The organism is Ensifer sp. EB106-03-01-XG145 (genome assembly GCF_058792075.1).
The window spans coordinates 138,366-163,935 of record NZ_JBYTEC010000006.1; the positions used below are offsets into that span (position 1 = coordinate 138,366).

The following is a 25,570-nucleotide window of genomic DNA, read 5'->3' on the forward strand; positions in this document are numbered from 1 at the left end:
AACCATAACTACGTGTGATGTACTTTTCGCATGGAGCACGCAATGCAGCCACTTTCGCCTGAAAAACACGATGAAGCCGAGGTAGCAGCCGGTTTCCTCTCGGCCATGGCAAACCCTAAGCGCCTTCTCATCCTCGATTCCCTCGTCAAGGAAGAGATGGCAGTCGGCGCATTGGCCAACAAGGTTGGGCTGAGCCAGTCGGCTCTCTCCCAGCATCTTTCGAAGCTCCGTGCCCAGAATCTCGTCAGCACCCGCCGCGATGCGCAGACGATCTATTATTCGAGCTCATCCGACGCAGTCATGCGGATTCTAGGCACGCTCAACCAAATCTACGGCGACGAACAGATCGTCACCGCAGAAAAGACTCCGGTCCGCAAGTCGGCCTGATATTCGGTTCGCTCTGCGGACCCGTTCGAACAGCCCCACACGAGAAATCGCGCGGGGCTTATTCTTTTCCGGGGCATCGGCAACAAGCAAAGGCGTCAGCCGCGCCTCGGCCGTTTACCGGGCCTTGAGACTTCGGCGGCACCATGCGCCGCAGCAGGGTCGGCCGGAGCAACGGACACAAGGGAATGCGTGACAAGGTCCGTTGGGGTATTGCCGGAACCGGCACAATCGCAAACAGTTTTGCATCGGATTTCCGCTTCGCGGGTAATGCGACGCTTGTCGCGGTCTCATCCCGCAGCGCTTCGAACGCCGCGGCTTTCGCCACACGCTTCGGCGGAATCCGCAGCTCTCACGATATCGGCGCGCTCGCCGCCGCCCCCGACATCGACGCGGTCTACATCGCCTCGCCCAATGCGCTCCATCGCGACCATGCCGCCCTCTTCCTCGCGGCCGGCAAGGCGGTGCTGGTCGAGAAGCCGCTGACGACATCGGTCGCCGACGCGCGCGCCCTTGAAGACGCAGCCGCCATCAGCGGCACCTTCGCGATGGAAGCGCTGTGGACCTGCTTCCTGCCGGCAATCGCCGAGGTTCGCGCACGCCTGCGTGCAGAGAGGCTCGGAACCATCCGCCATGTCCGGGCGGAACTTGCCTATGAGAAACCGTTCGACGCGAACAGCCGCTTCTTCGATCCGGCCCTGGGCGGCGGTTCCCTGCTCGATCTCGGCATCTATCCGATCGCACTTTGCCTGAACCTCTTCGGCCAGCCGAAGTCCATTGGCGGCACTTGGAGAAGCGCGCCCACCGGCGTCGATGTCTCGGCAGACGCCAGGCTGGCCTATGACGGCTTTGATGCTGACTTGAGGTGCGGTTTCGATCGAAACGGCCACAATCGCTTCGTCATCGACGGCGATCGCGGTACGCTCGTCATCGACGCGCCGTTCCTGAAGGCAAGCCGCCTGTTCGTCGCCACCAGCGCCCCGGCACGCAACCTGCTGACATCGACGGGGGAAGCGTTTTTCAGGGCTGCGCGGCGGATCCCCCTGCCCGGTCTCAAACGCTTCGACCATGCGTTTCCCGGCAACGGCCTGCAATTCGAGATCGAGGCCGCCAGCGCGGCCATCCTGGACGGCCGGCGCGAGCATGCGCTGATGCCGCTTTCACGCAGTATCGAAGCTCTGGAAATTATCGAGACGATCCGCGCCAATGGACCTACCTGAGAGGTCCATCCCGAAGAGTCCCTAAAGATCGAACGGACGATAGTCCCGCCAGCCACTGTTGAGCGCGAGCACGACCTCGGTCAGATGCCGCGCCGTCGCGCCGGAGAAGAATGGTGTTTCGCCGCGGTTGATCGCATCGGCCTGAACGGCAATCCCCCGCACGAAATCGATCTGCGACGGAAAGGCCGGAAGCGCCGGCGCTGACGATGTCTTGGGGTAGCGCACCCTCATACCGGGGTAGAGCCGCATGGGCAGCTTGCGCCCCATCTTCCATTCCAGCCAGTCGAGACCGCGATGCATCAACGAGCGCTTGGCGCCGACCGCTTCGACATGAACGGGCGAGCGATTGTCCCAGAGATCCCGCACCACGATCGTGCCCTTGTCGCCGATAACAGTCAGCGACCGGTCGCGCGGTGCCGCCAGGCCGCAGGTGACGCGCGCCGTCACGCCCGAGCGGAACTTCAGGCAACCCACCGAGAAATCAGGGCCGAGCGTCAGCGTCTCGGTTCCCGGGCCTTTGTCCGGAAAGGTCAGGGCCGAAATGGCGCTGACCTCGGCGACCGGCCCGAAGAGCGAGACGAGCCAGCTTGCGGCGTAGCCCGCGTGCTCGAGCGTGCAGCCAACCTCGAACTCGTGCACGCCCGGCCAGCGGGCGCCCGAGCGGCTGCGCCAAGCGCGCCAGTTCGCCTTGAAGACCGGCCCATCCTCCATCTCGGCATAGACCAGACGTGGCGTGCCGATGGTCCCAGCCGCAAGCAGGCTCGCACAGAGCGCCTGCGCATCGCTAAGGCCATTGGCCGGCGCGCCGGCAAGCACCAGAGCACGCTCGCGGGCAAGCGCGACCAGTTCGCTCGCCTCCTCCACGGTCATCGCCAGCGGCTTCTCGCAATAGACGTGCTTGCCGGCGGTGAGAGCGGCGCGGTTGACCGCGTAATGGCTTTCCGGCGTCGTCAGATTGACGACGATCGAGACGGTAGGATCGGCGAGCACCGCATCCAGCGAGGCATAGGGCGAAACCTTCCAGTAGCGCGCAAAGGCGTCGAGACGCACCGCGTCGCGATCCCAGACGCCGACAAGCCGGAGCTGCGGATGATTGGCAAGCGTCGTCATGTAATAGTCGGCGACGAAGCCGGTTCCGACAAAGGCTATTCCGGTCACGCTTTCAGTCTCCTAGCGCAATTCCAGGAAAAGTGTGAAACGGTTTTCCGTCCGGAATTGCGTAATTTCAAACAGTTAGAGTATTTCACTATTTCAATGAAATAGTGAAATACTCTAGCGCGCATCGGCAAGGAACGAGGCAACATAGGCGAGCGGCGCATTCCAGTTGATGGCGATTTCATTGGATCCATAGGCTTCGATGTCGTCGGCATAACACGTCTGCGGCGCACATCCCTTCAGGTGTTGCCGTGCGACGTCATCGACGAAGGTGGAATTCGGACCGCCGGCGAGAGAGCCAACCGGCGGGTTCGGCAGTTGCGGGTCCCGCTGGTGCGCATACCAGCGACTGTGCTGGTTCTTGGGCGCGCGGGTGCCATAGCCTGTGACGTAGGACAGTGCCATGGCATTGCGGCCGAGAATGTAATCCATGCCCTCGCGCGCACCATCGAGAAAGCTCTTCTCGCCGGAGAGATCGAAAGCGGCCGACAACACGATGATGTTCTGCAGCATCAGCTGGTTCGATCCCCAGTCGTAGCGTCTGCCCTCGGGTCGGTAGACGAGCCCGAAGGGCTCTGTTTGCTGCACCGACAGAAAATGCCGCGCTGCCGCAAGCACCGCGTTTCGGATCAGTTCACGCTCGTCGTCCGGCAAGCCCGTACTATAAAGGGCCAGTTGCAGTCGCGCGAAGCCGGCGACGTTGCGCCAATCGAAGGCGCCGCCGGGAGACAGCGTATCCGCCGCCCAAAGCGGCGACGCCCGCAGCACGTCGAGATAGGCCTCGTCACCGGTCGTCAGATAGAGCTCGGTCGCCGCCCAGAAGAGTTCGTCCGAAATGCTGTCGTCGTCGTAGTCGCCACCACCGCCAAGTCCGTCCGACTTCGGCGCAAGGAGTGCGGGATTGGCATTGGCGGCCATCCAGGCCTTGCGCGCAGCCGCGAGCAGACGTGCCGAGAACGTCGGATTCTGATCGGCGAAAAGCCGGGCGCCTTGAGCCGCGACGGCTGCGACATCGAGCGTTGCGGCAGTCGACGGACGGTAAAGCGCCCGCGGCTGCGGATCGTCGCTCGGCAGCATCGGCGGCGCGGTCCAGGTGGTGTCGTGGACCTTGTGGTGCACCATGCCGGCGAGCGGCTCGCCATCCGGAACCATCATGCGCAACAGGAACTCGAGCTCCCACCGCGCCTCGTCGAGAATGTCGGGCATGCCGTTGCCGTTTTCGGGAATGCGAGAGAGACCGTCGCGCGTCACCGGCGAAGCCGCGGCGTAGACACGCCCGCGTTCGTAGGCGGCAAGCAGTTGCGCGGCGGACAGGGCGCCGGTCACCGCGTATTTGCCGTGGTCGCCTGCGTCGTACCAGCCGCCGGAAACGTCCAGTCGATAGGAACAGGACCAGCCACCGTAAAGCGCCACGGCCTGCTTGCTGTCGAGGCATGGGACTGCCGTATCGCCCTGGTTCGGCGCCACGCCGACATGGCCTGCGGACCGGGCGTAGGCCTTGCCGGCGATCGCTGCCTTGATCTCGATGCCGCTACGCTGGGGATAGAACCAGGAAAGCGCATCGACGCGCAGACGGTCATAGAGATTGTCGCCGATCGAGAAGCGGTCACTCGCCCAATCGCCGGACACGAGACGATAGCCATCGCCAGCCGTTGCGAAGGATGAGAAATCCGCGACCTGCGTTTCGACGCCCGCCATCGGATCGAAACCGCTTGGTTGCGTCTTGCCCTTGCCGACGACCTTGTCCTTGGCGTCGAGCAGCTGGAAATCGATGGGGCGCTTCACATCGGCAATGAAGGTCGCGCGCTTCGGACCGCCGGTGAAGTAACCGAGCTGGTTGACGCGAATGGCAGGCCCCTCGGTCGCGCGCTTCGCCGCCTGTGACACGGCGCCGGTCGCGACCAGCGATACATCATCAAGACAGATGCGACCGGCCTCCGCACCCCCGAGCGGCAGCACCAGTTGCGCCTCATCCGGTTCGGTTGCCTCAAACTCCACGGAGAACGGACTGCCGCCCGGCGACCCCACCGTCGTAAACTCGGCAACGGCGGTCCAGGGATCTGCGGCCCGCTGCACCCTGACAGCGATCGCCCGCGCCGGCTTGGCGGCAATCCTCAGCGACAGGCGATAGATGCGCCCGGGCACCAGCGTCAATCCATTGACGCCGACGATCTGGCTCCAGACTTCTCCACCGCCCTGGACCTCCACGCAGAGCAGCCCACCCTCCCGCTGGAGGGTCAACCCGTCGCTCGCCCAGAACGTGTCCTGCCCCTTTTCAAAGCGACCGTCGGCGATCAGTCCGGCAGCGACTGCCGGAGCTGGCAGGAAGAGCGCCGCAATTGCCGCGTGTACTATCCCGAACCTCGACACGTCCCAGCTCCCGATTGGTCAGGCCGGGCCGCGGGGGGCGCATACCCATTCACGGGCGGCCATGGGCCCGGCAAGGCATGGCAACGCAGCGTTGCCGCAAACAAGTTAAGCTAGAGAAAATTTCCAGTCAGAAGACAAAAATTCGCCACCCCAAAGGCTCTCTGTGCGGGGCTTCCGAGGCTTGACGCGTCCCGGGGCGCTGATAGTTTGACCAAAGGGTAAAAAATTCAGGCGGCGGACGCCGCCTGACGAAGAACAGACCGAGGAGAACTGCAATGTCGAACCGTCTCAACACCCCGAACGATCTGCGCGCCTTCTGGATGCCGTTCACCGCGAACCGGCAGTTCAAGAAGGAACCGCGCCTGTTCGTCGGCGCCAAGGACATGCACTACACGACCCATGACGGTCGGACGGTTCTGGACGGAACGGCAGGTCTGTGGTGCGTCAACGCGGGCCATTGTCGCCCGAAGATCACCGAGGCGATCCGCGAGCAGGCGGGCGAGCTCGACTATGCGCCGGCCTTCCAGCTCGGCCACCCCAAGGCCTTCGAGCTCGCAAATCGCCTGGTGGATATCGCGCCCGAAGGCATGAACCATGTTCTCTATACCAACTCCGGTTCGGAATCGGTCGATACGGCGCTGAAGGTCGCGCTCGCCTACCACCGCGCCAAGGGCGACGGCTCGCGCTTCCGCCTGATCGGCCGCGAGCGCGGCTATCACGGCGTCAACTTCGGCGGCATCTCGGTCGGCGGCATCGTCTCCAACCGCAAGATGTTCGGCACGCTTCTGACCGGCGTCGACCACATGCCGCACACGCACCTGCCGGCGCAGAACGCCTTTACCCGCGGCGAACCGGAACATGGCGGCGATCTCGCGACCGAGCTCGAACGCATCGTCACGCTACATGACGCCTCGACCATCGCCGCAGTGATTGTCGAACCGGTGGCCGGCTCCACCGGCGTACTGATCCCGCCGAAGGGCTACCTGCAGAAACTGCGCGAGATCTGCACCAAGCACGGCATCCTGTTGATCTTCGATGAAGTCATCACCGGTTTCGGCCGCCTCGGCACGCCGTTTGCCGCGCAGTACTTCGACGTCGAGCCCGACATCATCACCACGGCGAAGGGCCTGACCAACGGCGTCATCCCGATGGGCGCCGTCTTCGTCACCTCCGAGATCCATGATGCCTTCATGAATGGCCCGGAGCACATGATCGAGTTCTTCCACGGCTACACCTATTCCGGCAACCCGATCGCCTGCGCCGCCGCGCTTGGCACGCTCGACACCTACAAGGAAGAAGGCCTGCTCACCCGCGCCGCCGAACTCGCCCCTTACTGGGAAGAGGGCCTGCACTCGCTGAAGGACTGCCCGAATGTCATCGACATCCGCAATCTCGGCCTGATCGGCGCGATCGAACTGCAGCCGATCGCCGGCGAACCAACCAAGCGCGCCTTCTCGGCTTTCCTCAAGGCCTATGAGAGCGGCCTCTTGATCCGCACCACCGGCGACATCATCGCCCTGTCGCCGCCGCTGATCATCACCAAGGCGCAGATCGACGAACTCTTCGGCAAGCTGCGCGCCGTTCTCAACAGCAACATCTGAGCAGGCTGACCGCCAACGATCTTGATCCTTTCCCCGGCGACGGGGGAAGGGTTACTCTTATCTGCCACATCGAACCTGGGCGCGATCGCACCGGGCGCCAAAGAAAACTGGAGTTGCCTCATGTCCGAAGCGCTGGAACGTTACATCGATCAGGGCGTCGGGCGCGAACCGGCAGACATCGTGTTGAAGGGTGGGCGCTTCTTCGACCTCGTGACCGGCGAACTCGTCGCCTCCGACATCGCGATATCAGGTGACCGCATCGTCGGCACCTTCGGCAACTACGACGGACGCGAGGAAATCGACATTTCCGGCCGCATCGTCGTGCCCGGCTTCATCGACACGCATTTGCACATCGAATCTTCGCTCGTGACACCGCATGAATTCGACCGCTGCGTCCTGCCGCTCGGCATCACGACCGTCGTCTGCGACCCGCACGAGATCGCAAACGTGCTCGGTACCGAAGGCATCCAGTTCTTCCTCGATTCGGCGCTCGAAACGATCATGGACATCCGCGTCCAGCTCTCGTCCTGCGTGCCGGCGACACATCTGGAGACGTCGGGCGCCGATCTGCCAATCGAAAGGCTTCTGCCTTTCCGCCACCATCCAAAAGTCATCGGCCTCGCCGAGTTCATGAATTTCCCCGGCGTCGTGCACAAGGACCCGGTCTGCCTCGCCAAGCTCGACGCCTTTCAGGGCGCGCATATCGACGGCCACGCGCCGCTGCTGTCCGGCAAGGACCTGAACGGCTACCTCGCCGCCGGCATCCGCACCGACCATGAATGCACCTCGGCTGAGGAGGCGATGGAGAAGATCCGCAAGGGCATGCACATCCTGGTGCGCGAAGGCTCGGTCTCCAAGGATCTGCACGCGCTGATGCCCATCATCACCGAGCGCCTGTCGCCGCATCTGGCGCTCTGCACCGATGACCGCAATCCGCTCGACATTGCCGAACAGGGCCATCTCGACCACATGATCCGCACCGCGATCGCCGCCGGCGTCGAGCCATTGGCGATCTACCGCACCGCCTCGATCTCGGCCGCCCGTGCTTTTGGGCTGCGCGACCGCGGGCTCGTCGCGCCCGGCTGGCGCGCCGATCTCGTGGTGATCGACACATTGGAAAACTGCAAGGCCGAGACGGTGTTTTCCGGCGGCCGCCGCGTCACCGATGCGCTGTTTGCGACCCGAAACCCGGTTGAGCCCGTCGGCCTCGACAGCGTCAAAGCCGGCCATGTCCATGCCAGTGCCTTCGGCATCCCCGTCTCGGATGGCGATACGTCGGTCATCGGCGTGCTCCCCGGTAAGATCATCACCGAACACCGCCGCTACCGCCTGCCGGCCGTCGGCAACCAGACCGGCCTCGACCTCGGCCGCGATATCATCAAGGTCGCGGTGATCGAGCGCCACGGCGTCAACGGCAACCACGCCAACGGTTTCGTCCAGGGTTTTGGGCTGAAGAAGGGCGCGATCGCCTCGACCGTCGGTCATGACAGCCACAACATCTGCGTCGTCGGCGTCAATGACGAGGACATGGCGATCGCCGCCAACCGGCTCGGCGAGATCAAGGGCGGCTTCGTGGTGGTCGAGGACGGCAAGGTGACCGGAGAGATCGCGCTTCCGGTCGCGGGTCTGATGAGCCTCGAACCTTACGAGTCCGTCCGCGACACGCTGCACCACCTGCGCCACGCCGCTTTCGCCCTTGGCGCGACGCTGGAGGAGCCGTTCCTGCAGCTTGCCTTCCTGCCGCTGCCGGTCATCCCGCACCTGAAAATCTCCGACCGCGGACTGGTCGATGTCGACAAGTTCATGCTGATCGGGTGAGTTCCATCCCTCACCCCGGGAGCCTCAGTTGTCTGCCACGGCCGGCGACAGTTCCTTGCGGAAATAGACGACGCGCTCCGTCTCCTCGAAACCAAGCGCCATGTGCAGGCTCTGGCTCCTGAGATTGTCGGTCACCGTGTCGGAGGCGAGTTCCTGGCATCCTTGCGAGGTTGCCCAGCGTTCCACCGCCGTGATCAGCGCACGCGCCACACCACGGCGGCGGTAACGCGGCAACACATAAATCCCTTCGAGAAAGGCCACGGGCGAGGTTTCGCAGCCGTTGACATAGTCCCGGCGGATCGACGCCTCGGCAAAACCAGCGGCAACACCAGCCTCGTCCTCGCACAGGAACGACGCATAGCGATCAGGCTCGGCAAGAGAGGACTCGACCTCCGCGCGGTGCTCCGCTTCCGGCGTATCCGGCCATAGCGCCAGACGCATCTCGACCCAGCGGCCGATGGTTTCGCCATCCATCAACAATACGCGCATCAAAGCTTCCCGCAGAAGGCCGATAATCCGTCAACCTGGATGCTACCCGCTTCGAGGCGCGCCGGATATCCGGGCAAATCCAGGGGCTCGACGACAGCGGGGGCCAGAAACGCCTGCGGTTCGCGGGTGAGATTGAAGACGAAGAGCAAGCGCTCGCCATCTTTTTCGCGAACGAAGGCCAAGAGATCGCTGTTGCTATCGAGGAAATGCATCGCGCCATCGTGCAGAACCGGTAGCGATTTGCGGAAGGCGAGCGTCGCGCGGTAGTGGCCAAGCACCGTATCCGCGCCTTCGGTCATGGCATCCACGGCCAGGCGGCGGTGTTCAGCCGGAACCGGCAGCCAGGGCTTGCCGCCGGTAAAGCCGGCATTGGCCGCCGCCTCTTCCCAGACCATCGGCGTCCGGCAGCCATCGCGGCCCTTGTAGGAGGGCCAGAAGCGGATGCCATAGGGGTCGCGCAGGTCCTCGAAAGCGAGTTCCGCCTCCGGAAGTCCCAGCTCCTCGCCCTGATAGAGACAGATCGACCCGCGTAGGCTCGAAAGCAGCATGATGGCGAGCCGCGCCACCCTCTCCCGCTCTGCTTCGTTCCGAGCGAAGCGGCTGACGTGGCGCGTCACGTCGTGGTTGGAGAAAGCCCAGCAGACCCAGCCGTCGGTGACGGCCTTCTGGAAATTCTCGACGCAGCGGCGGATATGGGCCGCGGTGAAGTCCGGACCGAGCAGGTCGAAGGTGTAGCACATGTTGAGCTTGTCGCCGCCGCCGGTATAGGCAGCCACGGTCTTCAACGAGCGGGCGCCGTCGCCCACCTCGCCGACCGTCATGCGGCCCTCGTAGCGGTCGAGCAGCGCCCGGAACCGCCTCAGGAAAGCGATGTTTTCCGGCTGGCTCTTGTCGTAGAGATGGTCCTGCATGCCATAGGGGTTGACGTCGGGAGCGTCGTTGCTGGTGGCGTCCGGATCGGGAACGAGCGGCGGGTTGTCGCGCAGATACCGGTCGTGAAAATAGAAGTTCACCGTGTCGAGGCGGAACCCGTCGACGCCGCGATCGAGCCAGAAGCGGGCGGCATCGAGCACCGCGTCCTGTACCGCCGGATTGTGGAAGTTGAGGTCCGGCTGCGAGCCGAGGAAATTGTGCATGTAGTACTGCTTGCGCACCCCGTCCCACTCCCAGGCGGGGCCGCCGAAGATCGACAGCCAGTTGTTGGGCGCAGTGCCATCCGGCTTCGGATCGGCCCAGACATACCAGTCGGCCTTCCCGCTCGTCCGGCTCGACCGGCTCTCAGCGAACCAGGGATGGCGATCCGACGTGTGCGAGATCACCTGGTCGATGATCACCTTGAGGCCGAGACGGTGGGCCTCACCAAGCATATCGTCGAAATCGGCGAGCGTGCCGAACATCGGGTCGACGTCGCAATAGTCCGATACGTCATAGCCCATGTCGGCCTGCGGCGAGGTGAAGAACGGCGACAGCCAGATCGCGTCGACGCCAAGCGAGGCGATATGCGACAGCCGCCGGGTAACGCCCTTGAGATCGCCGATGCCGTCTCCGTCGGTGTCCTGGAAGGAGCGCGGGTAGACCTGGTAGATCACCGCGCCGCGCCACCAATCGTCATTCGATGCCTGCCGAGACGTCATGAAATGCCCCTTGAAGACCGATGCTCCACGCCAGAGCGGGATGATGAGGAGCCAAGGTGTATCGCCGCCCGGCGCGGGAGTAAACGCCGTTCCTTCCTCTCGGTCCGCCGCGAGCCCTTCACCAGAAACAATCTCTTGCCGAGATCGGCTGAGCCCCTTATCCCGTCTCAGGCGAAATCTTGTGAGGAGGAAAGTCGTTGGCCGGGAAGATGCTTGCGATCGGGGAGTGCATGGTCGAGCTCATGCAGGCGGAAGGCGGGCTGCTGCGTAAAGGTTATGCCGGCGACACCTTCAACGCCGCCTATTATGCGCGGCTGTTCATGCCTGATGACTGGACCGTCGGCTATTGTTCCGCGGTCGGCACAGACACGGTATCCGACGAGCTGCTGGCCTTCATGGCGGAAAAAGCGATCGACACGTCAGCCGTGCGCCGGATCGAGAGCCGCTCGGCCGGGCTCTACATGATCCATCTGAAGGACGGCGAGCGCAGCTTCTCCTACTGGCGTTCGCACTCGGCAGCCAAGCTGCTCGCCGACGATGCCGATCATCTGAGAAGCGCGATCGAGGGCTCCGACCTGATCCTCTATTCCGGCATCACGCTGGCGATCCTTGCACCCGACGCGGTCGAAACGCTGCTGTCGGAACTGCGCCGTGCGAAAGCAGCCGGCAGCCAAGTGGTCTTCGACCCGAACATCCGCCCACGCCTCTGGGACGACGCCGAGCGCATGCGCCGGACGCTGACCGATGGCGCCCGCGCCGCAACCCTCGTCATGCCGAGCTTCGACGACGAGGTCACGCATTTCGGCGACGCCTCGATCGAAGCGACGATTGCGCGTTACAAGGGTCTCGGCGCCACCAATGTCGTCGTCAAAGATGGCGAGAAGGGCGTGACGCTTGCCTTTGGCGATGCGCCGATTGAGCACGTACCGGCAACACCGGTCGAACGCGTCGTCGACACCACCAGCGCCGGCGACAGCTTCAATGGCGCCTTCGTCGCCCGCCTTGTTGCAGGCGACACGCCGGCTGAAGCCGCCGCCTTTGCGGCAAGCGTCGCCGCCGGCGTCATCGGTCATCATGGGGCACTCGTCGCCCGGGAGAAGCTGCCCGTGGCGTAGGTGGCAGAAGGAAGGGCCTAACGGCGCTTCTCAGGCTGCTGATTAAGATATTTCTGATTGTTGTAAGCTTGCCGGAAAAACCTTTGCGCCAGCCAAAATCTCCGTCATTCCTGTGCTTGTCACAGGTATCTAGCCGGCCCAAGTCCTTACGCTCAAGTCCTTGGGCTGAAGGGTCTCTGACCCGACGGACGTCGGGTCGCTGGATCCCCGCCACGGGGGCGAGGGGAGCTTGGGGTCGCGCTATCGCCAGAAAACCATCTTCAAGGTTTGTAGCAGTCTGGGAAGCGCCTATCGGCGCTTCTTCGCCTTGGACTCGTAAGGATTATCGCCCGCGCGGAAATGCATGCGAATCGGCACGCCCGGCAGATCGAAATCGTTGCGCAGGCCGTTGATCAGGTAGCGCACGTAGGATTCCGGCAGCGCGTCGGGACGCGTGCAGGAAATCATGAAGCCCGGCGGACGTGCCTTGACCTGCGTCATGTATTTGAGCTTCAGGCGGCGACCGGACACGGCCGGTGGCGGATGCTGAACCGTCTGCGATTCCAGCCAACGGTTGAGCCGCGCGGTGGAGATGCGGCGGTTCCAGGTCTTGTCCGTTTCGATGATGGCCTGCATCAGTCGGTCGAGACCGTAACCGGTGTGGCCGGAAATCGGCACGGCGCGGATGCCGCGCGCCTGCGGCAGGAGCCGCTCGGTCTTTTCGCGAAGGTCGGCGAGCACCGCCTGCCAGTCCTCGACCAGATCCCACTTGTTGAAGGCGAGCACCGCCGCGCGGCCCTCACGCAAGACGAGATCGACGATCTGCAGGTCCTGCTTCTCGAAGGGAATGGTCGCGTCGAAGACGATGACAACCGTTTCGGCAAAACGGATCGCGCGCAGCGCGTCGGCGACCGAGAGCTTCTCCAGCTTCTCCTGCACCTTCGCCTTGCGGCGCATGCCGGCGGTGTCGAACATCTTGATGGTACGGCCGCGCCAGTCCCATTCGACCGAGATGGAATCGCGTGTAATGCCAGCTTCCGGCCCGGTCAAAAGTCGGTCTTCGCCGAGGAAGCGGTTGATCAGCGTCGACTTGCCGGCGTTCGGGCGGCCGACGATCGCCACGCGCAATGGCTTGGTCTCGTCATAGGCTGTCTCCGCCTCTTCCTCTTCGCCCTCTTCGTCTTTGAACGTCGGGCGCAGATCGATATCGGTCTCGGCCACGTCGTCTTCCGGCGGATAGGCCCGCTCTTCGCCGATCGCAGCGACGATCGCGTCGCGCAGGTCCAGCATGCCCTGGCCGTGTTCGGCCGAGATCGGGCAAGGTTCGCCAAGGCCGAGCGTAAACGCATCGTAGAAGCCGCCATCGGAGCCGCGCGCCTCGGACTTATTGGCCACCAGCACCACCGGCTTGCCGCGCCGGCGCAGCATTTCGGCCAAGGTTTCGTCGGCCGGCGTCAGGCCGCCCTTGGCGTCGACCAGGAACAGCGAAAGATCCGCCTCGTCGATCGCGGCTTCCGTCTGCGCCCACATGCGACCCTGCAGCGTGTCGGGCCCCGATTGCTCGAGACCGGCCGTGTCGATGATGCGGAAGCGCAGGTCGATCAGCTTTGCCTCGCCCGGACGACGGTCGCGGGTGACGCCCGGCGTATCGTCGACGAGCGCCAGCTTCTTGCCGACCAGGCGATTGAACAAGGTGGACTTGCCGACATTGGGACGCCCGACGATGGCGACGGTGAAGCTCATGGATCTATCCGTTTCCGCTTGGAGCGCCGCAGCCGATGGGCGGGCCGCGCTCGTAATTTCGTTCTCTGCCGCATTCAGGCGGCTCGCGAGCGTTCCTCTGGGGAACTGCTCTTGTTCACGCTGTCCCCGAACGCAATACCGCTGCGCACTTTTGCTGGAACTGCCTGTCTGTCTTTCGCAGTCCCGGACGCAAAACCGCTACGCACTTTTGCTGGAACTGCTTTAAATGCTTTAGCGCACAACCCCAAGATCGAGATCGATTTTGGGATCATGCGCTGATTCGAAAGGGTCGTGCACCCTGTGCCCATCCACGTGGAATGGGTGGAAACCTTAGGCCTTGCCGCTGGCCGTGATCACGTCGAGCAGCATCTGGGCGCGACCGGTGATGTTGCGCGGGCTCTGCGTGTCGTCGACGATCTGCTGGAACCAGGTCTTCGCCTTGGCGTAGTCGCCGGCCTTGTAGGCCGAGAGACCAAGCGCTTCGCGCGCCGAGTGGCGCATGTTGTTCTGCGGCGTCGCAAGCTGCTCGACTTCAGCCGAAACCTGATCGTAGCTGCCGGTATCGACGAGCAGATAGGCAGCACGCAGTCGCGCCGCTTCCTGAATGGCAGCCGGAACGCTGCCGTCCTTGCCGATGGCGGAGAATGCCTTCACCGCCGCATCGGTGTCGCCCTTCTGGGCCTGAAGCGTCGCCGCGCGCAGACGAGCCAGCACCGGATAGGCGCCGTAGCCGTCTTTCTCAAGCGCGTTCAAGGCAGCGAGCGCCTCGTCCGTCTTGTTTTCCTTCGCCAGATTGAGCGCCTGCAGGAAGGCGTCGCCCGACTTCGAGGAGGCCCCCTCCTGCCAGTACTCGAACCCGACCTTGCCGATAGTGCCGAGAACGATAAGCACGGCGATCGCCGCGATGAGACCGCCGAAACGAGCCCAGATGCTCTTCATCTGGTCGGAACGCAGTTCCTCATTGACCTCGCGGATAAAGCTGTCGTCTTGGTTCGCCATCTACTGCCCCGGCCTTGCCTGCCCACTGGTACGCCATTCCGACCGTCATCGACGGGAACAGCGCACAATCTCAAACTGTTCGAGCATGCACGACGCGTTCTAGCGCACGCATCGCGCTCTCATGGATTTTGCGCCTTCTACCCGATTTTGCGGCGCTTGTAAGGGGGCCGACGTTATTTAGAGCGCCCAGGGTCGACACGAAGTCACCTCCGTCGCTCTAAATTTTTTGTTACACGCAAGTCGGGACGCAAAACCGCTGCGCACTTTTGCTGGAATTGCCTTAGCCCATCACCACCGGGGCAACCCCGATCAACCACTCGTGAAGCTTCCAGACGAAGAGCCCGTAGGCGACGAGACCGATGACGATGGCCAGCACGTCGTTCGTCGATGACTTGAACACCGGCAGCACGCGCTCCCCTGCCCGCTCGCGACGCTTCAGCGAGATGCGCAGGATCACCGCCCAGGCGAGAAACGATCCGAAAAGCAGGACCGAGGACGTCTCGCCGTTCGCCAGCAGGTGCGCCAAAGCCCAGGTCTTGATCGACAGAATCTGCGGATGCTTGACCGCCACCGCAATGCGGCCCGCCGGCAGGAAGCCTGCAGCAAGGAAGACGAAGGCGAAGAGCATCAGGAGCAGCGCTATGTGGCGCAGGAACACCGGCGGATTGTAGAGCATGCCCGTTTCGCCGCGCGCCTGGCCGAAACCATAGATGATCAGACAGAGGCCGATGAGGCTGAGGATCGCATAGATCCCCATCCAGGTGCCCTTACCGCGACTCTCGATGATGCCGGCGCGAAAGCCGGGCGCAACCACGCGGATGAGATGCATGCCGAGAAAGATGATGATGCCGAGAACGAGTATCGCCATGGGGCCACCGCTTTGTTCGAGATATCGGAGATAGCGTCGCGTGCCGGATCTGGCGCGCTTGAGTCGCTGTAGCTCTTTGATTTTCTATGCCATTCGCCCTTGGACCGATTCCAGTCCAGGTTGCTATGGAGTAGCCTTGATGGCGTCTTTTTTCCAGCCCGATCAAAGGATTGCCGCAATTTCGAACCATCTGCGACAAAAATTCATCGCTGCAGTTGATCATGATCCGAACATTTCTCGCCTTTTCCCTTGCCCTGGTTCCGGCGCTTGCGCGGGCCGAACCGGCGACGCCGGCCACCGTCCCCGCCGCTGACCGGCAGCTGGTCATCGTCTCCTTCGACGGTGCCCATGACAACGCGCTTTGGGAAAAGAGCTTGGCGATGGCCAAGCGCACCGGCGCGCATTTCACCTATTTCCTGTCCTGCACCTTCCTGATGACCAGGGCCGACGGCAAGGAGATCTACAGGCCGCCGGGCCAGAAGCCCGGCCGCTCCAATGTCGGCTTCGCCCAGAGCCGCGAGGAGATTGCAGCACGCGCCGGCCATATCTGGCAGGCCCATCTTGATGGTCACGACATCGCCAGCCACGCCTGCGGTCATTTCGACGGCAAGGGCTGGAGCAAGGCCGACTGGCAGAGCGAATTCTCGACTTTCAATGCGGCGCTCAGCGACGCCTGGAAGAAAGCCGGCAAGCCTGAGGCGGAACCGGCCGGCTGGGCGGAGTTCGCCAAGACCGGCGTCAAAGGCTTCCGTGCCCCCTATCTATCGCTAAGCGACGGCCTGCTGCCGGCGCTGAAGGCGGACAACTTCACCTATGACGCAAGCCTGGTGACCAAGGGTCCGGGCTGGCCGGCAACGAAGGACGGGCTGCCGCGCTTCGGCCTGCCGCTGATCTCCGAGGGACCGTCGCAGCGCCCTGTCATCGGCATGGACTACAATCTTTTCGTCCGCCACTCGATGGGTGTCGAGAACAAGAAGGACAGCGCCCGCTTCGAGGCGCGCACCTACGAGGCCTACCGGAAAGCCTTCGACCGCGAATATGGCGGCGACCGCATTCCCCTGCAGCTCGGCTTCCACTTCGTCGAGATGAACGGCGGCGCCTATTGGCGTGCGCTCGATCGACTGCTCTCGGAAGTCTGCGGAAAACCCGACGTCGCCTGTGTCAGCTATGCCCAGGCGTTGCCTGTCATCGAGCAGGCAAAAAAGAAGGCGGGTCGCTCCGCCTTCTGATTGTCGTAGAGAGCGCCGGCCTTAGGCCGGCTGCGCATCTTCTGCAGCGCCGCGCTCCAGATAGCGCTGGTCAATTTCCGGCAGCGGTTCGTCGGAGATTGCCGCCTCAAAGGCTCTCAGGCGCTTGTGGATCGACAGCAGCTCGATGATCGTCGACCAGTAATTCACCAGATATTGGAACGAGTTGCTGACTTCGCCGAAGGCCGTGGCGATCTGCTGCCAGATACCCATCGTGATCTTCCCGGCGACGAATGTCGGGATCAGGATGAAGTTCAGGAAAATCGCATCGAGCTGGCCATAGGAATAGCGCGCGATGTTGAAATATAGATAGTGCCAGTACATGCGGAAGTAGTTTCGGCGAACGTTGCCGAAAAGCTCCCTCACCGTGACCGGTTGCGCGCGATCCTCATTGTCCTCGCCGTAGACCAGTTCCTTGCGGTAGGCCGCCTCAACGCGCTGGTTCTTGAAGTTCAGCCCCGGCAGCTTGATACCGGCGAGCGCCAGCAGCGCCGTGCCGAACACCGACCACACGATCGCCAGCCAGAAGAGCGCGTGCGGGACTGCGCCGATGATCGGAAGGTCGGAGACGTGCTGCGACATGTTGAACAGCAAAGGCAGGAACACCACCAGCGTCATCACCGAATTGATCAAGGTAACGCCGAGCCCTTCGAGAATATTGGCGAAGCGCATCGTGTCTTCCTGCACACGCTGCGACGCCCCCTCGATGTGGCGCAGCTTGTCCCACTTCGACATGTAGAAATCGTTCATGGCGGTGCGCCAACGGAACACATAGTGGTTGGTGAAGAACGCGGTGACGACGTTCAACGTGACGCCGACGAAACCGATTTCAAGGAAGCGCAGTTGCAGCGTGTAGAACTGAGTGGTGGTAATGCCGGGCTTTCCGGCAAGCGCATCCTGCAAGAGATCGAAGAACGGACCACGCCAATTGTTGAGCGCCACTGACGCCTGCACAGCGAAGTAAGCGATGAAGATGATAAAGGCCGAGCCCCAGATCGACCAGTTCGCCCAGGGGTGATCCTTGGCGATGATCTTCCAGGCACCGCCGAATATCGCCACGAAGATGGTGAAGTAGAGATAGAACCAGAGATTGTCCGGGGTGAAGAAGTACGCAAGGCCGATCGGTGGCTTTTCGCCCGGGGCCAGTGGCGGCAGGCCAACCGCGGCGCCGATTTGCGGGCCGACCGTGTACCAGACGAGAATGCAGATAATCGACCAGAGGGCACCGGAGGTGAAGAACAGCTTCGGCTTCGGAAAGAAGGAATGGAACAAAGGGTCTACTCACGTTTCGGTAAGGCGATGTGTCACCGCTCGAAGCGCCGAAACTAGGGCAAAGCGCCGTCGTCAACAATCGGATAATATAAACGTTACTGTTATTTCATCCGGGCAAACCACGGCGAACAAGACCTTTTTCCGCCACAGCGCATGGCACCCGTCAGCCGCTTAGCGCCGCAGAAATCCGCTTTAGTTCGGCAAGGATGACGCCGCCGCAGAGGAAGAGCACGGCTGCCGCAATCAAGGTTGGAGCGGAAAAGCTGCCGGTGCGTTCCGCCAGCCAACCGGCGACCAGGGGACCGATAATCTGACCGATTCCGAAGGCGGCGGTCATCAGCGCAAGCGCCTTGCGCGGGCTTTCCGGCGCGAGCTGCCGGCCGATCTGCAGCCCGTAAGCCGTGATCATCATGAAGGTGGCACCGAGCATCAGGCCGCCGGCAACCGGCGCATAGGGCAAGGGCAGGCTGACCGTCAGAACCAAGCCGACCGCCTCGACCAGAAGGCCGATTGCGTAGACGCCGGCAAGGCCGAAGCGCGGCGCGGCAAAGCGCCAGAGATAGACGGACAGTGCGGCGGCAAGACCTGTCAGCAACCAGGCGAGAAACTCGATGCCGTGGCCGCCACTCGGGTCACGCGCCATGGCGACGAGGAAGGTGGCCGTGATCACGTAACCGAAACCGAAGAGTGCGTAGGTGAACGTCACCACCGTAAACGGTCGCGTCCAGCGTAGCGGCTTCTCGCGCACCGTGCCCGCACCGGACGAAGGAACGCCGGGAAGAAGTGCGGCGACGACAATGGTCCCGATCAATCCAACCAGAGCCCCGGTGAACCAGTCGCCCATGGAGGTCGTCAGGCCGGCATGACCCGCAAGCGGGTTTGCCCAGACGCAGAGCGACGAAAATGCGATGCCGAGGCCGACGCCGCCGAAATGGACGGCCGGCACATGCTCCGATCGTGCAAGCAGGCCATGGCCAAGCACGATGCCGGAGATGAAGATCATCGCAAAGGCGCTGGCAAGGCCGGCCAGGAACCGGATGAGCGCCAGCGCGGCGACAGAGGACGAGAGCCCCATGGCCGCAAGCAGCACCGTCGTGGCGATGAGCGATAGAAGACCGATCCGGCGCTCGTGCCCGTGCGCCCAGCCATAGGCGGCGAGAATGGCACCGGCGAGATACCCGACGAAATTGGCCGAGGCGATGAGGCCGGCATCGCCAGGCGAGAGACCAAGATCCGTCATCATCGCCGGCAGGATCGGCGTATAGGAGAAACGACCGAAGCCCATGGCGACGGCCATGGCAATGGCGCCGGCGGTTGCCGTGGCGGAGATATTGGCCTGAAGCGGTCTGTCGAGCGTGGTCATGCCCTTTTATTGCACCGCAACACGACGCGCCACAAACGACAATAATTGAAGGACCTATTGAAGAAATCGAACGATCGCCGATTTCAATGGGTTAGAGGAGCGATGACGGCCGCGGCCCGCAATCGCATCCCTGATCTAGCCCGGCAGCGTCACCACCAACGGCCCGCCGCGCGTGACGACGACGGTGTGCTCGTATTGCACCGTTGGCGCCCTTGGATCGCTGTAGAGCGTCCAATCGTCGTTGCCGCCTTCGGCCCATTGCGCGCCCATCGACAGGAAAGGTTCGACGGTGAAGACCATGCCGTCCGTCATCCGGCGCCGTTCGCGCGGATCTGGCCAAGTGGCGATCTCGGTCGGCTCCTCGTGCAGCGAGCGGCCGATGCCGTGGCTGGCGAGGTTGGTGACGAGCGAATAGCGGTTCTTGCGGGCGAAGTCGCCGATCGCGTTGCCGATGGCCGCCAGCGGCTGGTCGGGACGCACCTGCTTGAGGCCCACCCACATCGCCCGCTTGCCGTCGCGGCAAAGCCGGTCGATCGCGGCCGTGACCGGTGGCACCGGGAACGAGGCGCCGGTATCGGCGAAGATGCCGTCCTTCTCGGCCGAGACGTCGATATTGACGAGGTCGCCCGCCTGGATCCCCCGGCTGCCGGGAATGCCGTGGGCGATTTCCTCGTTGACGCTGATGCAGGTGGCGCCGGGAAACTTGTAGCAGAGCTCGGGCGCCGAGCGCGCGCCGGCCTCTTCCAGCACCTTGCGGCCGATCGCGTCCAGTTCCGCCGTGGTGATGCCGGGCTCCAGCGCCTCGCCCATCGCCTGCAAGGCATTGGCGCAGATGCGGCCGATTTCCTTCAGCCGCAGCAGATCTTCTTCGTTGTTGAGGGTCATCCGTGTCTCGCTTTCGCGCTCACATGTAGCGTGTCGCTATACGTTATGCCAGCGCCGAACGGGACGGTCGGCAATCGAACACTGAACCCGGCGTTTGAGGTCAGACGGCGGCCCGTGCCGCCGCCTTCTCTTCCGCCAGCGCCGTGCGCACCAGCGGCGCCACCCTGGTGCCGTAGAGCTCGATGCCGCGCATGATCTGGTCATGCGGCATCGGCCCGATCGCCATCTGCAGCAGGAAACGATCGTTGCGGAACAGCTTCCAGTTCTCGACGATCTTTTCCGCCACCGTCTCCGGGTCGCCAAGGAAGAGGTTCCCGTTCGGGCTGCGTGCCTGGTCGAAATGCGCCCGGTTGGTCGGTCCCCAGCCGCGCTCGCGGCCGATGCGGTTCATCACCTCTGCCTGCGGTCCGTAGAACTGGTCTGCGGCGAGGTCCGTCGTGTCGGCAATGAAGCCGTGCACGTTGATGCTGGTTTTCAGCTTGGTCGCATCCTGGCCGGCCCGGCGCGCGGCCTCGCGGTAGAGATCGAAGAGCGGCGCAAAACGGCGCGGCTCGCCGCCGATGATGGCGAGCGCCACCGGCAAGCCGAGTGCTCCTGCCCGCGCCACCGATTGCGGCGTGCCGCCAACGGCGATCCAGAGCGGCAGCACCTCCTGCAGCGGCCGCGGATAGACGCCGCGATCATGGACCGCCGGCCGCATCTCGCCCGACCAGGTGACCTTCTCGCTGTCGCGAAGCGCCATCAGCAGATCGAGCTTCTCGGCAAAGAGCTGGTCGTAATCGTCGAGAGACTGACCGAAGAGCGGGAAGGATTCGATGAAGGAGCCGCGACCGGCCATGATCTCGGCGCGGCCATTGGAGATCAGATCCAGCGTCGAAAACTGCTGGAAGACGCGCACCGGATCGTCCGAGCTCAGCACCGTCACGGCGCTGGTCAGCCGGATGTTTTTCGTCTTTGCGGCGGCAGCGGCCAGAATGACCGAGGGTACCGAGGCCGCATAGTCAGGGCGGTGATGCTCGCCAAGACCGAAAACGTCGAGGCCGACCTGATCGGCAAGCTCGATCTCTTCGAGAAGGTTCTTGAGGCGCCGCTGCCCGTCTTTGCCCTTGTCTGCCGCATTCGGATCGACATCCGCAAATGTATAAAGCCCGAGTTCCATGATGCCCGTCCTATTTCTGTTGTGACAACAGATAGTTGCCGCGCGCGTGGGCAGCAAATGCTCATCCGGGAAACGCTGTGTTTCCCGGATGAGCATGAATGGAGCCTGTGTCGGATGATTGGCAGGAACCGGATGATGCGGGCGAAAACCGCCCAGTCCTGGTTCTCAGCTCAGCGTGCGCTTGACGGCGTTGCGCCAGCCCCTGAGCTTGGCCTTTCGCGTCTTCTCGTCCATGGCCGGCTCGAAGCGATGGTCACGCGCCCAGGACTGGGCGAACGCCTCCTGCTTCGGCCAGACGCCAGCACGGCTGCCGGCAAGCCAGGCGACGCCGAGCGCGGTGGTCTCGAGAATGACGGGCCGGTCGACCGGCGCGTCGAGCAGATCGGACAGCCGCTGCATCGTCCAGTCGGAGGCGACCATGCCGCCATCGACGCGCAGCACCGTTTCCTTGCCGTTGTTGCGCCAGTCCTTGTGCATCGCCTCGAGCAGGTCGCGCGTCTGGTAGCAGACGGCTTCGAGCGCGGCGCGGGCAAACTCGGCGGGGCCGGTGTTGCGGGTCATGCCGAAGATCGCGCCGCGCGCATCCGGATCCCAGTGCGGCGCGCCAAGCCCTGTGAAGGCCGGCACCAGGTAGACTTCCTGCGTCGGATCGGCGCTCTCGGCGAGCGTCCCGGTATCGGGTGCCGCCTTGATCACCTTCAGGCCGTCGCGCAGCCATTGCACGGCAGCACCGGCAACGAAGATCGAACCTTCCAGCGCATAGGTCGTTTCGCCGTCGAGCCTATAGGCAATGGTGGTGAGCAGCCGGTTCTTCGACCGCACCATGTCCTTGCCGGTGTTGAGCAGCGCGAAGCAGCCGGTGCCATAGGTGGATTTCAGCATGCCCGGCTTGAAGCAGGCCTGGCCGATCGTCGCCGCCTGCTGGTCGCCGGCAACGCCAAGGATCGGGATGGCGGCGCCGAAGATTGCCGGGTCGGTGACGCCGAAATCGGCGGCGCAGTCCTTGACCTCCGGCAGCATGGCGCGCGGCACTTTCAGGATCTTCAGCAGTTCGTCGTCCCAGGCATTCTCCGAGATGTTGTAGAGGAGCGTGCGCGAGGCGTTGGTGGCATCGGTCACGAAGGACTTGCCGCCGGTCAGCCGCCAGATGAGAAAGGTGTCGATCGTGCCGAAGCAGAGCTCACCCTTGGAAGCGCGCGCCTGGGCCCTGTCGACGTTGGTGAGCAGCCAGTTGAGCTTGGTGCCGGAGAAATAGGGATCGAGCAGCAGGCCGGTCTTCCTGGTGAAGGTCTTTTCCAGCCCCTGCTTCTTCAGCCTGTCGCAATAGGACGCAGTGCGGCGGTCCTGCCAGACGATGGCATTGTGGATCGGATTGCCGGTTTCGCGATCCCATACGACGACCGTCTCGCGCTGATTGGTGATGCCGATGCCGTCAAGGTCGCCGGCGGTGATGCCCGCCTTGGCGATCGCTTCCTGGACCGTCGAAAGGACCGTCTGCCAGATTTCCTCGGGATCGTGCTCGACCCAGCCGGATTTGGGGAAGTGCTGCTTGAATTCCTTCTGGCTGGCGCCAGCGATCTGCTGCTGACCGTCGAAGACGATCGCCCGGCTTGAGGTCGTACCCTGATCGATCGCGAGAATATATCCGCCCATATGCCCCTCCCCGGCCACACGCATGTTTATTCACCCGTCCTCAAGGGCGGGATCTCATTTCGAAAACTTCAATACGATGGCAAAACGAATGTCAAACGAAAACAAAACGCAACCGATCGGCTTCGCTGGCCCCCGCGGCAACTCTGCGGCCCGGAGCTCAAAAACACAATTGTCAGTGCGCCCGTTTTACGCGTAGGCTGGCGCTGTTGCGCCGCAACAAAGCAGCCCGCAGCGCCACGAAGGGAGAGAGCAACAATGACGAAAACAGCGGTCATCACCGGTTCGACGAGCGGAATCGGGCTTGCGATCGCCAAGGCTTTCGCCAAGGGCGGCGCCAACATCGTGCTGAACGGCTTCGGCAGCCCGGATGAGATCAGACAAGCGACGGACGACGTCAGCGCGCTGACGAGCGGAACGGTGCTTTATCACGGCGCCGACATGACGAAACCCGCCGAGATCGCTGATCTGATCGCGACCGCAACCGAGCACTTCGGCAGCGTCGATATCCTCGTCAACAATGCCGGCATCCAATATGTCGAGAAGGTCGAGGATTTCCCGATCGAGCAATGGGATCGTATTATCGCGATCAACCTTTCCTCCTCCTTCCACACGATCCGCGCCGCCATTCCCGGCATGAAGGCGAAAGGCTGGGGCCGCATCATCAACATCGCTTCCGCCCATGGCCTCGTCGCTTCGCCATTCAAGGCGGCCTATGTCGCCGCCAAGCACGGCGTCCTCGGCCTGACCAAGACCGTCGCTCTCGAAGTCGCCGAAAACGGTATCACCGCAAATTCGATCTGCCCGGGCTACGTGCTGACGCCGCTCGTCGAAAAGCAGATCCCCGATCAGGCACGCACCCGCGGCATCACCGAACAGCAGGTCATCAACGACGTGATGCTGAAGGGCCAGCCGACCAAGAAGTTCATCACCGTCGAACAGGTGGCAGCGCTTGCCGTCTATCTCGCCGGCGACGATGCCGCCCAGATCACCGGCACGCATGTGTCGATGGACGGCGGCTGGACGGCACAGTAGCCACACGCACGGACACAGCCAAAAATTTCCACGGCCCTTTGCTTTTCTGCATAACCACCTAAGATCAAAGTGATTTCAGGCAATATGCAGCAGCAGGGAATGAGTGGCATGCCCCAGCCGAACGGAAGCATCAGCTTCATCCTCAACGATCGCGAGGTCGCGCTTTCCGACATCGCACCGGCCGCGACCCTGCTCGATTACCTGAGGTTGGAGCGTCGGTTGACCGGCACCAAGGAAGGTTGTGCGGAGGGCGACTGCGGCGCTTGCACCGTGCTCGTCGGAAGGCTTGCCGGCGACAGGCTCGTCTATGAAGCCGTCAACGCGTGCATCCGTTTCCTCGGCTCGCTGCAGGCAACCCATGTCGTCACCGTCGAGCATCTTGCCGGCCAGGACGGGACGCTGCATCCGGTGCAGCAGGCGATGGTCGATTTCCACGGATCGCAATGCGGCTTCTGCACGCCCGGCTTCGTCATGTCGCTCTATGGCCTGTGGCTCGCAAACGACGATCCCAGCCGCGCTGATATCGAAAAGGCGCTGCAGGGCAACCTCTGTCGTTGCACCGGCTATGAGCCGATCGTGCGCGCCGCGGAAGCGGCGGCAAAGGCGCGCCCCTCCGAAATCTTCGACCCGATCACGCGAGAACGCGAAACGATCACCGCCCGGCTGAAGGCACTGGCGCCGACCGAGACGATCACCATTCGCCAGGGCGACACCTGTCTGATCGTGCCTGCGGACGGCGACGGCCTGGCGACAGCGCTTGCCGACAATCCGGGGGCGACCGTGGTTGGCGGTTCCACCGATGTCGGCCTCTGGGTGACCAAGCAGATGCGGCCGATCAACCCGGCCATCTTCATCAACGGCATTGCCGAGTTGCAGCGCATCGAGGAGACGGAGCCGGGTCTGACGATCGGTGCCGGCGTTAGCTACACGATGGCCTATGCCGCGCTTGGCAAAGCCTTTCCCGGCCTCGGCCCGCTGATCGACCGGATCGGCGGCGAGCAGGTGCGCAACATGGGCACGATCGGCGGCAACATCGCCAACGGCTCGCCGATCGGCGACAGCCCGCCGCCCTTGATCGTGCTCGACGCCACCGTGACGCTGCGCTCGACGGAGGGTCGCCGGACGCTGCCGCTCGAAGAATTCTTCATCGCCTATGGCAAACAGGACCGTAAGCCGGGCGAATTCGTCGAAAGCATCTTCGTGCCAAGTCTTCCGGCCGGCGATCTCTTTGCCGCCTACAAGATCTCAAAACGCCGCGACGAGGACATTTCCGCCCTGCTCGGCGCCTTCCGCCTGTCGGTAGACGGCGGAGTGGTCCGCTCCGCCCGCATCGCCTTCGGCGGCATGGCCGGCACGCCGAAGCGCGCCACGAATGTGGAAACGGCGCTGATCGGCAAGCCCTGGACCGAGGAGACGGTTCGCGCAGCACAAGTCGCCTTCGAGACCGACTACCAGCCGCTCACCGACTGGCGGGCGACAAGCGACTACCGCATGCTAGCGGCGAAAAACCTCTTGATGCGTTTCTTCCTGGAAAGCGGTGGCGAGCCCGCGCAACTGGTGCGCTACGCCGCGGGAGACAGATGA

20 protein-coding genes are annotated in these 25,570 nt (G+C 63.3%); 8 read left to right on the plus strand and 12 right to left on the minus strand.

Annotation, left to right across the window (positions count from 1 at the left end; genetic code table 11):
• Nucleotides 1-42: 42 nt before the first annotated feature.
• Together AC3WWH_RS16825 and AC3WWH_RS16830 are read left to right on the plus strand one after the other, a co-directional pair.
• Nucleotides 43-387, plus strand: a complete 345-nt coding sequence (locus AC3WWH_RS16825) for an ArsR/SmtB family transcription factor (RefSeq protein WP_058321165.1) — start codon at nucleotides 43-45, stop codon at nucleotides 385-387.
• A gap of 185 nt (nucleotides 388-572) precedes the next feature.
• A complete protein-coding gene (locus AC3WWH_RS16830) occupies nucleotides 573-1,604 on the plus strand; it encodes a Gfo/Idh/MocA family protein (RefSeq protein ID WP_058321166.1) in 1,032 nt (343 codons plus the stop codon).
• Between the two features lie 21 nt (nucleotides 1,605-1,625).
• Here AC3WWH_RS16830 and AC3WWH_RS16835 read toward each other — a convergent pair whose 3' ends face one another.
• Nucleotides 1,626-2,714, minus strand: coding sequence for a Gfo/Idh/MocA family protein (locus AC3WWH_RS16835; protein ID WP_058321199.1), 1,089 nt, complete (start codon nucleotides 2,712-2,714; stop codon nucleotides 1,626-1,628).
• Between the two features lie 162 nt (nucleotides 2,715-2,876).
• On the minus strand, nucleotides 2,877-5,129 hold the full coding sequence (locus AC3WWH_RS16840; RefSeq protein WP_113399045.1) for a glycoside hydrolase family 9 protein: 2,253 nt from the start codon (nucleotides 5,127-5,129) through the stop codon (nucleotides 2,877-2,879).
• Nucleotides 5,130-5,404: 275 nt separating this feature from the next.
• Here AC3WWH_RS16840 and aptA point away from each other — a divergent pair, with 275 nt between their 5' ends.
• Together aptA and ade are read left to right on the plus strand one after the other, a co-directional pair.
• On the plus strand, nucleotides 5,405-6,730 hold the full coding sequence (gene aptA, locus AC3WWH_RS16845) for an omega-aminotransferase AptA (RefSeq protein ID WP_058321168.1): 1,326 nt from the start codon (nucleotides 5,405-5,407) through the stop codon (nucleotides 6,728-6,730).
• 120 nt (nucleotides 6,731-6,850) lie between these two features.
• Nucleotides 6,851-8,548 carry an adenine deaminase gene (gene ade, locus AC3WWH_RS16850; RefSeq protein ID WP_057253014.1) on the plus strand — a complete coding sequence of 566 codons (1,698 nt, stop codon included), beginning with the start codon at nucleotides 6,851-6,853 and terminating at the stop codon, nucleotides 8,546-8,548.
• A 24-nt stretch (nucleotides 8,549-8,572) separates the two neighbouring features.
• Here the strand turns inward: ade and aac(6') are convergent, their stop codons facing one another.
• Complete coding sequence (gene aac(6'), locus AC3WWH_RS16855) at nucleotides 8,573-9,037, minus strand: aminoglycoside 6'-N-acetyltransferase (RefSeq protein ID WP_058321169.1); 465 nt, start codon at nucleotides 9,035-9,037, stop codon at nucleotides 8,573-8,575.
• Nucleotides 9,037-10,671 carry a beta-galactosidase BglA gene (gene bglA / locus AC3WWH_RS16860; protein ID WP_058321170.1) on the minus strand — a complete coding sequence of 545 codons (1,635 nt, stop codon included), beginning with the start codon at nucleotides 10,669-10,671 and terminating at the stop codon, nucleotides 9,037-9,039. The genes aac(6') and bglA overlap by 1 nt, the downstream gene beginning before the upstream one ends.
• Nucleotides 10,672-10,868: 197 nt before the next feature.
• On the opposite strand from bglA, the gene AC3WWH_RS16865 reads away from it, so the two are divergent.
• Complete coding sequence (locus tag AC3WWH_RS16865; protein ID WP_058321171.1) at nucleotides 10,869-11,786, plus strand: sugar kinase; 918 nt, start codon at nucleotides 10,869-10,871, stop codon at nucleotides 11,784-11,786.
• Between the two features lie 288 nt (nucleotides 11,787-12,074).
• On the opposite strand, the gene der is transcribed toward AC3WWH_RS16865, so the two are convergent.
• The 3 genes from der to AC3WWH_RS16880 all read right to left on the minus strand — a co-directional run bounded on the left by der (nucleotide 12,075) and on the right by AC3WWH_RS16880 (nucleotide 15,375).
• Nucleotides 12,075-13,508, minus strand: coding sequence for a ribosome biogenesis GTPase Der (gene der, locus AC3WWH_RS16870; RefSeq protein ID WP_057253007.1), 1,434 nt, complete (start codon nucleotides 13,506-13,508; stop codon nucleotides 12,075-12,077).
• A gap of 330 nt (nucleotides 13,509-13,838) precedes the next feature.
• Nucleotides 13,839-14,507 (minus strand): tetratricopeptide repeat protein, encoded by a 669-nt coding sequence (locus AC3WWH_RS16875; RefSeq protein WP_057253003.1) that lies wholly within the window; start codon nucleotides 14,505-14,507, stop codon nucleotides 13,839-13,841.
• Between the two features lie 280 nt (nucleotides 14,508-14,787).
• A complete protein-coding gene (locus AC3WWH_RS16880) occupies nucleotides 14,788-15,375 on the minus strand; it encodes an NnrU family protein (protein WP_058321172.1) in 588 nt (195 codons plus the stop codon).
• Between the two features lie 221 nt (nucleotides 15,376-15,596).
• On the opposite strand from AC3WWH_RS16880, the gene AC3WWH_RS16885 reads away from it, so the two are divergent.
• A complete protein-coding gene (locus AC3WWH_RS16885) occupies nucleotides 15,597-16,604 on the plus strand; it encodes a polysaccharide deacetylase family protein (protein WP_082640699.1) in 1,008 nt (335 codons plus the stop codon).
• A gap of 21 nt (nucleotides 16,605-16,625) precedes the next feature.
• Here AC3WWH_RS16885 and sbmA read toward each other — a convergent pair whose 3' ends face one another.
• From sbmA to glpK, 5 genes are all read right to left on the minus strand, one after another.
• Nucleotides 16,626-17,894, minus strand: a complete 1,269-nt coding sequence (sbmA, locus tag AC3WWH_RS16890; protein ID WP_058321173.1) for a peptide antibiotic transporter SbmA — start codon at nucleotides 17,892-17,894, stop codon at nucleotides 16,626-16,628.
• Nucleotides 17,895-18,057: 163 nt separating this feature from the next.
• Entirely contained in the window at nucleotides 18,058-19,257 is a 1,200-nt protein-coding gene (locus AC3WWH_RS16895) for an MFS transporter (RefSeq protein WP_197417262.1), read from the minus strand.
• Between the two features lie 135 nt (nucleotides 19,258-19,392).
• Nucleotides 19,393-20,142, minus strand: coding sequence for a type I methionyl aminopeptidase (gene map, locus AC3WWH_RS16900; protein WP_058321174.1), 750 nt, complete (start codon nucleotides 20,140-20,142; stop codon nucleotides 19,393-19,395).
• A gap of 100 nt (nucleotides 20,143-20,242) precedes the next feature.
• Nucleotides 20,243-21,301, minus strand: a complete 1,059-nt coding sequence (locus AC3WWH_RS16905; protein ID WP_113399042.1) for an LLM class flavin-dependent oxidoreductase — start codon at nucleotides 21,299-21,301, stop codon at nucleotides 20,243-20,245.
• 165 nt (nucleotides 21,302-21,466) lie between these two features.
• On the minus strand, nucleotides 21,467-22,954 hold the full coding sequence (glpK, locus tag AC3WWH_RS16910; RefSeq protein ID WP_057252993.1) for a glycerol kinase GlpK: 1,488 nt from the start codon (nucleotides 22,952-22,954) through the stop codon (nucleotides 21,467-21,469).
• A 255-nt stretch (nucleotides 22,955-23,209) separates the two neighbouring features.
• Here glpK and AC3WWH_RS16915 point away from each other — a divergent pair, with 255 nt between their 5' ends.
• Together AC3WWH_RS16915 and xdhA are read left to right on the plus strand one after the other, a co-directional pair.
• Nucleotides 23,210-23,986, plus strand: a complete 777-nt coding sequence (locus tag AC3WWH_RS16915) for a 3-hydroxybutyrate dehydrogenase (RefSeq protein WP_057252991.1) — start codon at nucleotides 23,210-23,212, stop codon at nucleotides 23,984-23,986.
• Nucleotides 23,987-24,094: 108 nt separating this feature from the next.
• Nucleotides 24,095-25,570, plus strand: coding sequence for a xanthine dehydrogenase small subunit (xdhA, locus tag AC3WWH_RS16920; RefSeq protein WP_057254312.1), 1,476 nt, complete (start codon nucleotides 24,095-24,097; stop codon nucleotides 25,568-25,570).